The following is a 14,715-nucleotide window of genomic DNA, read 5'->3' as shown; positions in this document are numbered from 1 at the left end:
TTCTTTGGGATTAAACAGTGGCTAATTGTTCTCTAACATCGACGATATGTCCGGAAACTGCTGCAGCGGCCGCAGTAAGAGGAGAAGCTAATAAAGTTCTAGCTCCAGGACCTTGTCTACCTTCAAAGTTTCTATTTGATGTAGAAATACAATACATGCCTGCAGGTACCTTATCTTCGTTCATACCTAAACAAGCAGAACAGCCAGGTTCACGTAGTTCAAAACCAGCTTCAGCATAGATTTTATCTAAACCTTCTGCAATTGCTTGTTTTTCTACTTGCTTAGAACCAGGAACGATCCAAACATTTACGCCATCTGCTTTCTTTTTGCCTTTCACGAATTCAGCAACAGCTCTTAAATCCTCGATACGAGCATTAGTACAGCTACCAATAAATACATAATCAATTGGCTTACCAATTAAAGATTCTCCTTCTTGAAGACCCATGTATTCTAAGGCTTTTTTATCTGATTCACTTTCTGGAATAGGAACTGATTTATCAACACCTACACCCATACCAGGGTTAGTACCATAAGTAACCATTGGAGCAATATCAGCAGCATCATAAACATATTCTGCATCAAAAGTAGCTCCATCATCAGTAGGTAGAGACTTCCAATATTTCACTGAGTTTTCCCAAGCTTCGCCTTTAGGAGAAAATTCTCTTCCTTCTAAATAGTCAAAAGTAGTTTGGTCAGGAGCAATGATACCGCCTCTAGCACCCATTTCGATACTCATGTTACAAACTGTCATTCTACCTTCCATAGATAATTGACTGATAGCTGAACCAGCAAATTCTACGAAATAACCTGTACCTCCTGAGGCAGAAAGTTTAGAAATAACATATAATACAATATCTTTTGCAGTAACACCTTCTTGTAAATCACCATCTACAACAATACGCATTGCTTTAGGTTTGTTCTGAAGAGTACACTGAGTTGACATCACTTGTTCTACTTGTGATGTTCCGATTCCAAACGCAATAGAACCAAAGGCACCATGAGTAGATGTATGAGAATCACCACATACAATAGTTTTCCCTGGTTGTGTTACACCAAGTTCAGGCCCGATAACGTGAACAATACCTTGAAAAGGATGTCCTAAGCCATATAACTTCACACCAAATTCATCACAGTTTTTGTGTAATGTTTCTACTTGATGTCTAGAAAGTGCCTCTTTAATAGGAAGATGTTGATCTTTAGTCGGTACATTATGATCAGCAGTACCCCAAGTTTGGTCAACGCGTGCAAGTTCAATTCCTCTACCTCTGAGACCATTAAATGCTTGAGGACTGGTTACTTCATGAATGAAATGTGTATCGATGTAAAGTACATCTGGGTAATTTTCTTTTCTTTGGACGACGTGACTATCCCACACTTTTTCGAAGAGTGTTCTTGGTTTGTTACTGCTCATATATTTAATATTTTAATCTTATTCCGACTATAAAAAATGAAATTCAGTTTTATTAATTCTGATTTTCTTTTAGTTATTGTTGTATTTTTCGACTATTTTAGAACTATTTAAGTCCTAATTGATAAACAAAGTGATCTTTGTGTTATTTTTGTCGCTTATACTTAAACTGCTTATTATATAAAACAATTACTAACAAGATTGAGTTTTCTTTTAAGAAATTTGTTTAAGTTTAAGAATAGCTAAAGTGAGCTAGCTCAAGTTAGCGATCTCAAATTTAGTTGACTATGTAATTTTATAAAACTCGTTATACTATATAATTACGATTTCAGACTAAGAAAAATTAGAAATTAAACGGTAAAGTTATGCTTATAGAGCCAGGTGAACTTCTTGCAAATATTAATGATCCTTCAGATCTGAGAAAACTTCCATTAGAGAAGCTTTATCAGGTATGTGATGAATTGCGTGAGTTCATTATTGACAATGTTTCTATCTATGGTGGGCACTTTGGTGCAAGCCTAGGAGTAACCGAACTCTCTGTTGCTTTACATTATGTATACAATACTCCTTATGATCGTATAGTTTGGGATGTTGGTCATCAAGCTTACAATCATAAAATCTTAACAGGTCGTAGAGATAATTTTCACACTAACCGTCAATATGGAGGACTATCAGGTTTTCCTAAAAGAGACGAAAGTGAATTTGATACTTTTGGTGTGGGGCACTCGTCTACATCAATAAGTGCTGCTTTAGGAATGGCAATCGCCTCTAAAGAAAAAGGGGAGCATGATAGAATGCACATTGCTGTAATTGGTGATGGCTCGATGACAGCCGGAATGGCTTTCGAGGCAATGAACCATGCGGGTGCATCAGATGCCAATGTTCTTATTATCTTAAATGATAATAGAATGGCCATCGATCCTAATCAAGGTGCCTTAAAAGATTATTTAACAGACATCACTACTTCTCCGATGTACAATAAACTGAAGGATGAAGTGTGGAATATGTTAGGAAAGGTCAAGAAAATCGGTCCACATGCTAGACAAGCGGTAGCCTCTGCAGAAAATGCTTTAAAATCAGCTTTATTAGAACAAAGTAATTTATTTGAGGCATTAGGGTTACGTTATTTTGGCCCTGTGGATGGTCATGACATGAATCATTTAGTACATGTATTAAATGATTTAAAAAATATCCCTGGTCCTAAAATTCTTCATGCAGTTACTGTAAAAGGTAAAGGTTATGCTTTAGCAGAGAAAGATCAGACGAAATGGCACGCGCCTGGTAAGTTTGATAAACTTACGGGTGAAATCAAGAAAAAGACATTTACAGCTCCACAGCCTCCAAAATACCAAGTTGTATTTGGTGAAACTATTTTGGAAATGGCCAAGGAGAACGATAAAATAATGGGTATTACTCCCGCAATGCCTTCTGGTTCATCATTAAATATAATGATGAAAGCTATGCCAGATAGAGCTATTGATGTGGGTATTGCCGAACAGCATGCTGTTACTTTTGCTGCCGGATTAGCTGCAGAAGGAATGATTGCTTTCTGTAACATCTATTCGTCATTTATGCAGAGAGCATACGATCAAGTCATCCACGATGTTTGTATCCAAAATTTACCTGTAATTTTCTGTCTTGATAGGGCAGGTTTTGCAGGAGCAGATGGAGCAACACATCACGGGGCCTATGATATTGCTTTCATGAGATGTATTCCAAACTTAGTGGTGGCGGCACCAATGAACGAGGCGGAATTACGTTATATGATGAAAACAGCAGAACAGCATAGAACGTCTCCTTTCTGTATTCGATATCCAAGAGGACAGGGAGTGATGCCAGAATGGAAAGTTCCATTAGAAACTATTGAAGTAGGTAAAGGTAGAACAGTTCATGAAGGTGAAGAAGTGGCCATTCTAACTTTTGGTCACATTGGTAATTATGTGGTTCAACTAAGAGATAGGTTCCAAGCAGAAGGATTAAATCCTGGTCACTACGATTTGCGTTTTGCAAAGCCGTTGGATCATGATTTATTAAAAGAAGTATTCGATAAATACGATAAAATTATTACTGTGGAAGATGGATGTCTTCAGGGCGGTATTGGTTCGGCTGTTTTAGAATGGATGATGGATAACCAATACATGAACAAAAGAGTAGTAAGATTAGGTATTCCTGATACAATAATTGAACATGGAGAGCAACTTGAACTACATGCTGAAGCTGGTTTTGATCATGATGGAATCTTTAATGCAGTAGTCGAATTATCTGAGAATGTACAAAAAGCGGAAGTGATTTTACAAAAAAAATAACATCATTTGAAGCATTAAGGCAATATTTTTGAAGTAAGGACTGTTTTAAAAGCAAAGCTTTTAGCAGTCCTTATTTTTTTGAGGCAGATTAGATCAAGAAGTATGATAATTCACAAGACCGTTCGTTTCCGACTTTTACTTTTATTCTCTATCAATACCGCCTTGTTATTGATTACCCTTGCTGTGGTATATTTTGGTACAAGGTCTTTGATAAAAACGAATAGCCTAAACGAACAGTTTAAAGCGTGTAATACTATTTATACTGAATCAGAAATCTATTTTAAAAACTTTTTATTAGATGATTTAAATAGTGCTGAATTCTATAAAAATAGAAAAAGTACCAATACTGTTCGTTCCATAAATTTACTAGATTCAGCCCTTTTTACTGTAGAAGAAGTAAGAAAGAAAATGGATGATTTGAATGATGAAAGGGCGAAAGAATTAGAATATTTAAGAACAGATTTAGAGCAATTAAAATCTCAACAAGATTTTTTAATGAGAAAATACCTTGATCTAGGCTTTAAGGATTGGGGAATGATTGGTAATATGAGAGGCAAAGCTCATAAAATCGAAAAGATGGAGATTAATTATAATCTCGGCTTATTATTGACTTTAAGAAGGCACGAAAAAGATTTTTTACTAAGAGGAGAGCAGAAATATTTAAGAATGTTTGATGAAGCTGTGGATGAGTTTGAAAAAGATCTACTAACAACTTATCTATCTTCAAAAAATACATTGACAGAACAAGATATGCGAAACGTAAGAGCAAGTCTTGCCGCATATCAATTTGGAATGCATAAAGTAGCTGATTTGTTTAAAGTAATTGGTAAAGGTGGTGTTGCCGGATTAATGAAATCAGTCAATGATATTCAAGAAAAAACAAAGTCTCGATTACTGAACTTATCAGAAAATGTATCTTCTTCTAATGAACAGTATTTACAATGGATATTGATTCTTTTCCTATCCATATTTCTAATTCAGTCAATTATTCTTTCATGGTTTGTATTCCGTTTCTCTAATGTTTTGATGAAAAGGTTTACTTTCTTAAAAGTATTTGCTGAAAAATTAGTAGCAGGAGAATCGATAAAAGAGCTTGAAGAAGCCTCTAAAATTGAACATGATGAAGTAGCAGATATCACATCTTTGTTAAGTGATGTCAATGCTCAATTACAAGCCGCTCATCAGTTTTCTCATCAGGTAAGTGAGGGGGAGGTTGATGTGTTATACAACAAAAAATACAATAAAAAACCTTTAGCATTGGATTTGATTAAAATGAGAAATCAATTCCAAAAAGTTCAGGAATTAGAATATAAAAGAAATTGGGTAACAAATGGTATGGCTAAATTTGCTCAGTTACTTAGAGATAAATTTGATGCTGAATCGGAGTGGTATGATAATTTATTGAGAAATACCATATCATATGTAGAGGCAAGTCAAGGTACATTTATTCTATTAAGAGACTTATACGAAGGAAAGGAACAATTAGAATTAGTGGCTCTTTATGCCTATGATAAAAAGAGGTATGATGAGAGAAAATTCAGCTTAGAAACAGGGTTATTGGGTCAGGTATACAAAGAAAAAGAGATGTTGTATATAGAAGATGTACCTGATGATTACGTTAATATTACTTCTGGAATGGGAGGTGCAAGACCAAGCTGTTTAATTATTTTACCACTCATTTATGCAGATAAAATGTACGGTATTTTAGAGATTTCTTCATTCAAAACTTTTGATGAATATCAAATCCAATTTTTAGAGAATATATCAGAAATAATAGCCTCTAGTATTGCAGATATGAATACGTCTAGAGTGGTGATCCAATTGAATGAAGAACTAGATAAGCAGAAAGAGAGAGTTAAAGAATTAGAGTCGATTATTAATGAAAATATAGAAAATTAAGATTTTTTCAATTTGCTCTAACAAAAATTATATCATTAAAACTTAAGGGATGTAATACGATCTTCAATAAGAATTGTATTCACATCCCTTTTTGTTAGTTTTACAATCGACAAATCAAATTACGAGGATATAAATAGTAGCATTGCAACTATTTAAACAAACAACTATGAATATAACACACAGAAAACCATCATTTTTAGACTCCATCATACCCATTATTTTCTTAGTCTTTTTACTTGGACTTAATGTAGTAGTTTTTAGAGATGCTGGATTAGATGGTTCTAATCAAATTGCTCTTTTACTATCCACAGCAGTAGTGGGACTAATCGCTTTCTTCAGATTAAAAATATCTTTTGAAACATTATTAGATGGAGTTGTCAACAGTATATCTGCAGCAATGTCATCTATTCTTATACTATTAATGATTGGAGCTTTATCAGGAGCATGGTTATTAAGTGGTATTGTACCAGCGATGGTATATTATGGTTTACAAATACTAAACCCTTCTATATTCTTATTTGCAACCATTATTATTTGTGCAATTGTATCTGTAGCCACGGGTTCTTCATGGTCTACAATTGCTACCGTAGGTATTGCACTACTTGGTATTGGTAAAGCGTTAAATATGCCAGAAGGTTTAGTTGCAGGTGCAATTATTAGTGGAGCATATTTTGGAGATAAAATGTCTCCATTATCAGATACAACGAATTTAGCACCAGCAGTAGCCGGAACCGATTTGTTTACACACATTCGCTATATGGTTTTTACTACTGTACCTTCATTTACTATTGCTTCTATATTATTCTTAATTATTGGATTTAAATATAGTGCTGAGATATCACAAGATGATGTACAATCAGTATTAACAGCATTGAACGAATCGTTTTATATTTCTCCAGTTTTATTTGTAGTTCCTGCAGTAGTTGTTTTGATGATTGTAAAGAAAGTACCCGCATTGCCTGCATTATTTATCGGTGCATTAGCAGGAGCAGTTATTGGTATTTTATTTCAACCTAAAGCAGTAGCTGTTATTTCACAAGGTGTTGAAGGTTTAGAAGAAGGATGGAAGTCGTTCTATTATGTAGGAATGAAATCTATGTATGAAGGATTTTCTATAGAATCTGATAACCATATTGTCTCTGAATTATTAGGATCTAGTGGTATGGCAGGGATGTTAAATACTATATGGTTGATTGTTGTTGCAATGGCTTTTGGTGGAGCGATGGAGGTATCAGGAATGTTAGAGAAAATTACTTCAACAATAATTAGTAAAGTGACTTCTGAAACTGGTTTGTTTGCTTCGGTAGCAGGAACATGTGTCTTTTTTAACTTTACAGCATCAGACCAATATTTATCTATAGTTGTACCAGGCAAAATGTATGCTAAGGCATTTAAAGAAAAAGGTCTTGCTCCAGAAAACTTAAGTAGAACCTTAGAGGATACTGCAACTGTAACTTCTGTACTTGTACCTTGGAATACTTGTGGAGTGGCACAATCTTCGGTGTTGGGAGTAGCAACGGTTGCTTATTTACCTTTCTGTTTCTTTAATATATTGAGTCCGATAATGACTTTACTCTTCGCTGCTTTTAAAATTAGAATTAGTAGGATTGGAGATAAAAAGGAAGTCAAATAAATAAAACTTATATCAAGTTTTAGGGCTAAAACAGGAGTACTATCAATAGATGATAGTACTCTTTTTTTATGATTTATTTTGAGTTTTAGGTCAAAAGTATACATCACAGGAATAGGATTTTAACGCTTTTTTGTATCAAAAAGTCATATATTTTAAATAATTGTAAATAAAATCACCTGTAAAGTGTTTGTATTAATAAACTTTTTATTACATTTACATCAGATAAGACATTAAAGATTAAAAAACATTAAACGTTTTTGATTGATAATGGGTTAATAAAATTAGGTTTAACAGGAAAGAGCTCGCTGCTTCAGCTAGCTTTTTTTGTTTTTAGACCTTTTTTATTTTATTCACCTCTTAAATGATCAACTTCCCTTTTCAAAAATTTTAATGACTTCCTCTCGGAAGCTTTTACTTACAGGGAGCATCTCTTTTTTTATTTCGACCAATTCTCTATTAAGTGCAGTAACATGATCCATGTTGACAATATAAGAACGATGTATTCTTAAAAACTGGGGAGGAAGTTTCTCTTCAATATGCTTTATAGTGTCTTTTGTTTTCCAGGTTTCCTCTTTTTCTCCATGTATAATTAAGTAGTCAGATTGACTCTCAATATATGTAACTTGATTATAGTTGATTTTATAATGCTTTCTGTCTGAACGGATAAATAAGTAATCGTTCTTTAATTGTTCAATGCCTTTTGATGAAGTCTCTAAAGAAGATTCAAATTTTTCGAGAGCTAATTTAAAACGATCTATAGCCACGGGTTTTAATAAGTAGTCAATCACATTTAATTCAAACCCTTCTACAGCGTATTCTCTATAAGCAGAAATGATAATCACTTTAGGAGGGTGAGCCAATGATCTCAAGAAATTTAATCCAGATATTTCAGGCATTTCTATATCTAAGAACAAGAGATCGATATCATTCTTCATTACTTCAGTAAAACCGGCTTTAGCATCAGCAGCTTCTGCTAACACTTCGTAACCTTCTACTTGTGATAAAAAGTTTTTGATGATACGTCTAGCAATAGGTTCATCATCTATAATCAATACTTTATAATTACTCATGTGTTAAATGAAGGCTTAGTTGAATTGTATATTGTTGTTTATCTTCTGTTATTTCTAACTGATGTTGATTTGGATAACATAGGGATAGTCGTTTTCGTAAATTTTCAAGCCCTGTACCACGTTTTGAAGTGTTTGATACATTAGACGGCTTACTATTACTAACTTTAAACACAAAAATATCCTCTATAATTTCTGTCTGAATGTGTAAAAAGGCATTTTCTGTATTGGACTTAATACCATGTTTAAAAGCATTCTCTATCATTGGAAATAAAAGAAAAGGGATGATGTTTATACTTTCATCAAAGTCTTGTTGTTTAAATTGAAAAGACAATCTATTGTCTAATCGAAGTTGTTCTAAAGCAATGTATTCTTTTAAAACTTTTATTTCTTTATTTAAAGTCACTTTTTCTTCTTTGGATTGATACACTAAATAGTCTAACAAGCTACTTAATTGAAGAAGTACTTGAGGTAAATCATCTGATTTTTCAATAGCTAAACCATAGATGTTATTTAATGTATTAAATAAAAAATGAGGATGAATTTGATCTTTTAAAGTGTTGAGTTCTAATTCCTTTAACTGAAAACCAATTTCAAGTTTTTCTTTTTCTAATTGATAAATAGTTTTTTTCTTTTTTTGATCTTCTTTCACCTGATAAAAGAAAGAATACATGGCTGTTGTAAATAGTTGTACGAACCATAATACAGAAAAATCATCAATTATAGGGTTCATATTATCGTAGTTTAGATCAGCAAGAATAACGAGAAAACCTAAGATGAGAAGTATTTGGATGTAGGTGCTAATTATTATAGAGTAGAGAAGGTAGAGAATAAATTTACCGTACCTTTTTGCATAAAGATATTTTTCGATCAATACCTTATTAACGTAAAATGTAAATCCAATAGTGAAAGGGAACCAAAATGCACAAAACAGAAATGTATTGAAGTAGTCTTGATGGAAATGTCCTAAAAATAGACATGATATCATAAACATCACTCCCCAGTAAGTGGTTTCAAAAATTACTTTCTGTAATAGTGAGTTTGATTTTATCTTTTCTTTGATCATATACAAATATCAAAATATATACTATGAGAAGTGTATTTTGTCGGTGAATCTACATTTTTTGTAGATGGTCTTATCAAATTAGTCTGTAAATTATAGAATACTTTGATCAATCATCATTAGTCTATAAAAATCAGTAGAATAAAGATAAAAAAGGACTTTACACCGATGATTTAATTTATTGCTAATTCGATACGGTAAGTTTGAATCATTAATTTATCATTCATCAAACAACGTTAAGTATGAACATCGGAGAACTTTATTATTGGGGTGGTTTAGAATTTATGAATACGCTATCTATCATAGGTATTCTAATGATTGTATTTATGGTAATGAGAATACTAAAGGTGAGAAATAATGTTTTTAAACCTGAAAAGTCATTTTCATTAATGAAAGAATTAGGGACATTAGCCCTTGTAACCGGCATTTTAGGGCAGTTAGTAGGTATTTTTGGAGCATTAGTAGCTATTGAAGCTGCTGGAGATGTTCCCATGGCTTTATTGGCAGGAGGAATTAAAGTATCAATGATTACAACACTTTATGGTTTTATCATTTTCTTAATATCTAGAATAGCAGCTATTATTATTCAAGCCACAGAAAAATCTAAATAACACTCAATTTCTAGTAAATAAAAAAACACAAGTATCAATTAAAATACTTGTGTTTTTTCTTTTATAACGATAACATAATTAACTAGATACAGTTTTATCTTTATTAGTTATTAGTTATTAGTTATTAGTTATTATCTCCTTAAACATCTTTTCTCAATCTCAATTCAGAAGGATAATAGTTATTCAATCTATTCGGTAACGCTTTCACCCAACCTAAAGCTAATCCTTTATAAGTGATGATTGCCCAACCTTTTACCCCTTGAATTGAACGCATAGACATTTCTTGTTTCTTTAAGAAGTTGATAGCATCTCGATATTCAACATCATGTCTAGGGATATCTTCCGCAGCAATATTGGAAACCGCCAATTCATGATCAGGAATCAATTGATTATTTTTCTTATTAAAACGTCCAATTTTAATTCCTTGATGTCTCACTTTCTGACTCACGGATAAGATTTTGAAATCTTGGACCATATGTGAAGGAATAGCAAACACATCTTCTCTATCATCTTGATAAAATTCGAAATCTTTCCCATTTTTTATCCACTTTCTTAGATCTTCAGATTCCCTTTTTCTTACCATAAAGATAGATTTGATCTTTTTAGGTGAAATGCTGAATTTTTGAGTCCTTGCTTCTTCACCTTTCTTTCTGAAGGCAGCAAGGAAAAGTCCTTCACCTTTTGTTTTATGGAAGATGAAACGATAGCCAGTAGCTGTAACGCCTTCTTTCTCAACTTCTATTTTGGTAATTCCCCATTCTTCTTTAAGATCAATATCAAGAGGTTCAAACTCTCCTGTTTCAAGAATTTGTTCTACACGTCTTTCATTTTCTTCTGGAGCAAAAGTACAAGTACTATAGATGTATAAACCACCCATTTTTAATGCTCTTGGAATATGATTAACAATATCCGTTTGAACATCCGCACAAGAATTTACTAAAGAAGGTGACCAAAGACCAGCTGCTTTAGGATCTTTTCTAAACATACCTTCACCAGAACAAGGTGCATCGGTTACAATTACATCAAAATATTCTCTTAGTTGAGAGAAGCTTTCGGCATAACTTCCGGTTACGATCGTGTTAGGGTTGCCCCAACGAACTAAGTTGTCTATTAAAGGAAGAGATCGTTTACCAACAATCTCATTGGATACTAAAACACTTTTTTCAGTTAATAAAGAATTGATCAAAGTACTTTTTCCTCCAGGAGCAGCACATAAGTCTAATACTTTAATGTCTTTATCAAGTGGAGCGTGTTGCTTTAGAGCTTGCCATAAAAACATAGACGAAGCCTCTTGTACATAATAAGCACCAGCAAAAATAAGTGGATCTTCAGCAAACGAAGGACGTTTTGCTATATATTTAGCCTCGTCGCACCATGGAACAGGTGTAGTATCTGAAAACTCAATATCTGCAGGTTTAAATGGATTGGTTCTGTAAGATACCGGTACATCACCATCAATTGCTGCTTTAAAAGATTCGAAATCTTCAGCAGAAAGTTGACCACTTAGCCTATCTGTAAATTTTTTAGGAAGGTTTTCAGATCTATTTGCCATTCTTTATATTTTTTAATTGATCTACAAAGGTAAAAATAAAGGAGCATAACATTGATTATAGTAACATCAGTTAGCGATTATTTTATTCTTATTTTGATCAAATGATTTACAATTTTATTGTTGAACTTAAGTTCTAACCAATTCAGAATACGAATATTGTGTTTTTTCGTTAATGAATACAGATATGTTGAAGATTATTCGCTTTTTATTAAAAAGTTCTCTAGTTTTGCACCCTGAAAATTTTGTTTAACATTCGAAATACTACGAATTGAGTGTAAATAATTTCGGCACGCGGTATCGCTGTCAAAAGAGATTATTATCGTGAAGTTCAAGTTTTTTCGCAAAACTAATTTGTGGTTATGGATTACTTAAGCCCTGAGTATAAGAAAGAGATTTTTGCTGCACACAGCAAAGATGGTGAGAAAGACACTGGATCACCTGAAGCTCAAATTGCATTGTTCACTAAGCGTATCTCACACTTAACTGAGCATTTAAAAGAAAACAAAAAAGATCACTCAACTCGTCGTGGTTTGATGAAACTTGTTGGTAAGCGTCGTTCTATGTTGGACTATGTTGCTAAAAAAGATATCAACCGTTACAGAGCGATCATCAAAGAGCTTGGTATCAGAAAGTAATTTTTGGTACAAAAGTATCACTCAGGGGATTCCATTTTTTGGAATTCCCTTTTTGCGTATATGATACTACATCATTTTTGTTTAATTTTTTTCAAAAATATATTCAAAAAGGTGTGTAATCCGTAGAAAAAATGACTAAATTTTTGGGTTGGAAAAAGAAAGCTTTTACTAGCCGAATTTTGACAGCAGGTAGGACCTGATCCTTGAATACCTGCTATAAGATGTAGAAAGAAAAAAAAACACAACACAATTACGATGTTTGAAAACGTGATTAAAAAAACAGTTGCCCTTCCTGACGGTCGTGAGATTAGTTTAGAGACCGGCAAAATGGCAAGACAAGCAGATGGTTCTATTGTCTTGAGAATGGGAAACACAATGTTATTGGCAACTGTAGTTTCTAACCCAGACAAACGAGAAGGAGCGGACTTCCTGCCACTTTCAGTAGATTATCAAGAGAAATTTGCCTCTGCAGGTAAAATTCCTGGTGGCTTCTTAAAGCGTGAAGGTCGTTTAAGCGACAGAGAAATTTTAATTTCTCGTTTAGTAGACCGTGCAATACGTCCACTATTCCCTTCAGACTATTATCATGATACACAAATCATGATTTCTATGATCTCAGCAGATCAAGACGCATTACCAGATGCATTAGTAGCATTTGCTGCTTCAGCTGCATTATCAATCACAGATATTCCTTTTGATGGACCAATCTCTGAGGTAAGAGTAGTTAAAGATGCAAACGGTGAATACATCGTAAACCCAACACCAGCACAGATGGAAGGTTGTACACTTGATCTAATGATCGGTGCAACTTCAGAAAACATCACAATGGTAGAAGGTGAAATGCAAGAAGTTGGAGAAGACGAAATGATCGAAGCTATTAAAGTTGGTCATGAAGTTATCAAAACTCAATGTGCACTTCAAGTTGAATTAAGAGCAGCTGCAGGCGTTGAAGGATTCAGAGAATTCGTAGGCGATGTAGAAAACGAAGAATTGAAAGAAGAAGTTTTCACTGCTTTATATGATAAATTATATGCAGTAGCATCTCAAGGTATCAAAGGTAAAACTGAGCGTAAAGCAGCTTTCACAGAAGTGAAAAAAGCTTACTTAGAAGCTTTACCTGAAGGTGAAGAGACTGAAGAGAAACTACCGCTTATCAAACGTTACATTGCTAAATGTGAGAAAAAAGCTTCTCGTGATTTAGTATTGAACACTAAAAACCGTTTAGACGGTCGTGATTTAGAAGAAGTAAGACCAATTGTTCCTGAAGTAGACGTTCTACCTTCAGCTCACGGTTCTGCTTTATTTACTCGTGGTGAAACTCAATCATTAACAACAGTTACGCTTGGTACTAAAATGGACGAGCAAATGTTGGATAGTGCAATGGCTTCAGGTACTAGTAAATTTATCCTTCACTACAACTTCCCTGGTTTCTCAACTGGTGAGGTAAGACCAAATAGAGGTCCTGGACGTAGAGAAGTAGGTCACGGTAACCTTGGACATAGAGCTTTGGAAAGAGTTCTTCCTCCAGCGGATGAAAATCCATATACAATTCGTATTGTTTCTGATATCTTAGAATCAAACGGTTCGTCATCAATGGCAACTGTTTGTGCAGGTTCATTAGCATTAATGGATGCAGGTGTGAATATCACAGGTACTGTATCTGGTATTGCAATGGGTATGATCTCAGAAAATGATCCTGAAACAGGTGAATTAAAATATGCGATCTTATCAGATATCTTAGGAGACGAAGATCACCTTGGTGATATGGACTTTAAGGTAACAGGTACTGAAAAAGGTATTACGGCTTGTCAAATGGATATTAAAGTTGACGGTCTTCCTTACGAAGTATTAAAACAAGCATTAGAGCAAGCAAACAGAGGTAGAGCTCACATTCGTGGTATCATGGATGAGGTAATTAAAGAATCAAGAAATGATCTTAAGCCTCATGCTCCTCGTAGTGCTGTAATGATGATCCCTCAAGACTTAATTGGTGCTGTAATTGGACCAGGTGGTAAAGTGATCCAAGAGATCCAAAAAGACACTGGTGCAACTATCGTAATCGAAGAAGTTGAGAACCAAGGTAAAGTAAGTTTCTTTGCTGTAGATAAAGAAGCAATGGATGGTGCAATTGGTAGAGTAAAAGCTATCGTAGCACAACCTGAAGTTGGAGAAACTTATAGTGGTAAAGTTAAATCTTTACAACCTTTCGGTGCATTTATCGAATTCATGCCAGGTAAAGAAGGTTTACTACATATTTCTGAAATCGCTTGGGAAAGAACGGATAGTGTTGAAGGTATCTTGAACGTTGGAGAGACAATTGATGTTAAACTATTAGAGGTCGATCCTAAAACAGGTAAATTCAAATTATCTCGTAAAGCACTTATTCCAATGCCAGAAGGTTATACTCCTCCTCCTCCACGTGAGAGAAGAAGTTTTGACCGTGGTGGAGACCGTGGTGGTAGAAGAGATGATCGTCGTGGTGGAGACCGTGGCGGTAGAAGAGATGACCGAGGAGGTTATAACAGAAGATAATAAGAGACT

Annotated in this window: 10 protein-coding genes; 6 read left to right on the top strand and 4 right to left on the bottom strand. The window is 34.1% G+C overall.

Features of this window, described 5'->3' with window-relative positions; translation table 11 throughout:
- Positions 1-10: 10 nt before the first annotated feature.
- On the bottom strand, positions 11-1,411 hold the full coding sequence (gene leuC, locus NH26_RS12955) for a 3-isopropylmalate dehydratase large subunit (protein ID WP_044225735.1): 1,401 nt from the start codon (positions 1,409-1,411) through the stop codon (positions 11-13).
- Positions 1,412-1,773: 362 nt separating this feature from the next.
- Between leuC and dxs the strand changes: the two genes are divergently transcribed.
- The 3 genes from dxs (at position 1,774) to nhaC (ending at position 7,246) form a co-directional block, all read left to right on the top strand.
- On the top strand, positions 1,774-3,714 hold the full coding sequence (dxs, locus tag NH26_RS12950; protein WP_044225738.1) for a 1-deoxy-D-xylulose-5-phosphate synthase: 1,941 nt from the start codon (positions 1,774-1,776) through the stop codon (positions 3,712-3,714).
- Positions 3,715-3,816: 102 nt separating this feature from the next.
- Complete coding sequence (locus NH26_RS12945; RefSeq protein ID WP_084812171.1) at positions 3,817-5,613, top strand: GAF domain-containing protein; 1,797 nt, start codon at positions 3,817-3,819, stop codon at positions 5,611-5,613.
- 166 nt (positions 5,614-5,779) lie between these two features.
- Positions 5,780-7,246, top strand: a complete 1,467-nt coding sequence (nhaC, locus tag NH26_RS12940) for a Na+/H+ antiporter NhaC (RefSeq protein ID WP_044225744.1) — start codon at positions 5,780-5,782, stop codon at positions 7,244-7,246.
- A gap of 365 nt (positions 7,247-7,611) precedes the next feature.
- On the opposite strand, the gene NH26_RS12935 is transcribed toward nhaC, so the two are convergent.
- The gene (locus tag NH26_RS12935; protein ID WP_044225748.1) at positions 7,612-8,316 is read right to left on the bottom strand and encodes a LytR/AlgR family response regulator transcription factor; all 705 of its coding nucleotides are present in this window, start codon (positions 8,314-8,316) and stop codon (positions 7,612-7,614) included.
- Entirely contained in the window at positions 8,309-9,046 is a 738-nt protein-coding gene (locus NH26_RS12930) for a sensor histidine kinase (RefSeq protein ID WP_071397166.1), read from the bottom strand. The genes NH26_RS12935 and NH26_RS12930 overlap by 8 nt, the downstream gene beginning before the upstream one ends.
- A gap of 572 nt (positions 9,047-9,618) precedes the next feature.
- Between NH26_RS12930 and NH26_RS12925 the strand changes: the two genes are divergently transcribed.
- Entirely contained in the window at positions 9,619-9,987 is a 369-nt protein-coding gene (locus NH26_RS12925; RefSeq protein ID WP_044225758.1) for a MotA/TolQ/ExbB proton channel family protein, read from the top strand.
- Positions 9,988-10,126: 139 nt separating this feature from the next.
- Here NH26_RS12925 and NH26_RS12920 read toward each other — a convergent pair whose 3' ends face one another.
- Positions 10,127-11,539 carry a methyltransferase RsmF C-terminal domain-like protein gene (locus NH26_RS12920; protein ID WP_044225760.1) on the bottom strand — a complete coding sequence of 471 codons (1,413 nt, stop codon included), beginning with the start codon at positions 11,537-11,539 and terminating at the stop codon, positions 10,127-10,129.
- Between the two features lie 359 nt (positions 11,540-11,898).
- On the opposite strand from NH26_RS12920, the gene rpsO reads away from it, so the two are divergent.
- Together rpsO and pnp are read left to right on the top strand one after the other, a co-directional pair.
- The gene (gene rpsO, locus NH26_RS12915) at positions 11,899-12,174 is read left to right on the top strand and encodes a 30S ribosomal protein S15 (protein WP_044225762.1); all 276 of its coding nucleotides are present in this window, start codon (positions 11,899-11,901) and stop codon (positions 12,172-12,174) included.
- 255 nt (positions 12,175-12,429) lie between these two features.
- Positions 12,430-14,706 carry a polyribonucleotide nucleotidyltransferase gene (pnp, locus tag NH26_RS12910; RefSeq protein WP_044225764.1) on the top strand — a complete coding sequence of 759 codons (2,277 nt, stop codon included), beginning with the start codon at positions 12,430-12,432 and terminating at the stop codon, positions 14,704-14,706.
- Positions 14,707-14,715 lie beyond the last annotated feature (9 nt).

Origin of the sequence: Flammeovirga pacifica (assembly GCF_000807855.2) — a bacterium.
In the GTDB taxonomy this organism is placed as follows: Bacteria; Bacteroidota; Bacteroidia; order Cytophagales; family Flammeovirgaceae; genus Flammeovirga; species Flammeovirga pacifica.
This window is presented reverse-complemented; position numbering and strand designations above follow the sequence as displayed.